Source organism: Actinacidiphila oryziradicis, from assembly GCF_005047355.1.
Taxonomy (GTDB): Bacteria; Actinomycetota; Actinomycetes; order Streptomycetales; family Streptomycetaceae; genus Actinacidiphila; species Actinacidiphila oryziradicis.
The window spans coordinates 1-1060 of sequence record NZ_SUMC01000358.1; the positions used below are offsets into that span (position 1 = coordinate 1).

Sequence of the window (1060 nt, forward strand, 5' to 3'; positions counted from 1 at the left end):
CCTTCGACGTTTTCGCGGGGTCACTCTGGCGAGTGTGGCTGTTGGCGTTTGGGTCCTGCGGTCTTGGCGGCGGTCGTAGGGTGAGGCTGTGGATGAGCGGCTTGTAGAGCAGGTACGGCAACTGGACCAGCAGGGTCGGTCGGCGAAGGCGATTGCCAGGACGTTGGGGGTGGGCGCCAGGGATGTTGTCGGGGTGCTCAACGGTGCCGTGCAGGTCTCGGCGTCGGCGCGTGACGAGCCGCGTTGCTGGGTGAACGCCGGCTGGAGCCGCAGCGTGGATCTTGAGGGTGCGCCGCAGTGGGCGGCCTTGGACCCTGGGGCTTCTGACGCCGAGGAGGTGCGTGGCCTTGTCGCCGTGCTCGTCGCCGCGGACAGTACGCGCTCCGCGAAGGCGCAGGTCGCCGGGTTCCTACTGGATGTGTGGTGTCTGGGGGTGAAGAACGCGCTTGCCCCGGAGCCGATGGGCGAGAGGCAACTGAGCGGGCACCGGGCTGGCTACTTCAGCGCCTTCGAGGGGCATGTGCCGGTTCCTGCCGAGCTTGCCCGCGCCCTGGTGTTCGGTGCCGCCGCCTACGCTCGCGACCTCGGGTTCGATCCCGAGGCGGACTTCGAGGCCGCCGCCGCTGTCCTCGGTGAGCCCGCCGGCCCCTGCCCGATCCGCTTCGGCCGCGACGGCAAGCCCTTCTACGTCAACGGCCCCTATGACGATCCCGAGGCGGTGGCGCGGACGTTGCGGCGCGCCGTCGGTGACGACGGCTTCCACTGTGCCATTGCCTTCCCCGAGCAGCCGCGGCGTCGGTTGTCCTGGTCGCGCCGGTAGGCCGCACCCAGGGCGCGGGAGCCGGACGGCGATCACCTTGACGGGTGAGGCACCGGGTGTTCGGGCCCGTGGTGGGCGGGGCCGCGGCAGCATCGGTGGTGTGGCGACCGCGCCCGGGGAGGGATACCTGCGATGCCGACTGTACCCGCTTCACTGTTCGCCGTACTGGAGTTGGTACGGGGCAACTTCACCGCGCCGACGTTCCGAACCTTCACGGCGCTGGTCACGGGTCTGATCGCG

General features: G+C 70.2%; 1 protein-coding gene. It reads left to right on the forward strand.

Translation table 11 applies throughout. The features are described 5' to 3' along the window. Positions 1-88: 88 nt before the first annotated feature. Positions 89-820: a hypothetical protein gene (locus tag FCI23_RS55875; protein WP_211265924.1), complete on the forward strand. Its 732-nt coding sequence runs from the start codon at positions 89-91 to the stop codon at positions 818-820. Positions 821-1060 lie beyond the last annotated feature (240 nt).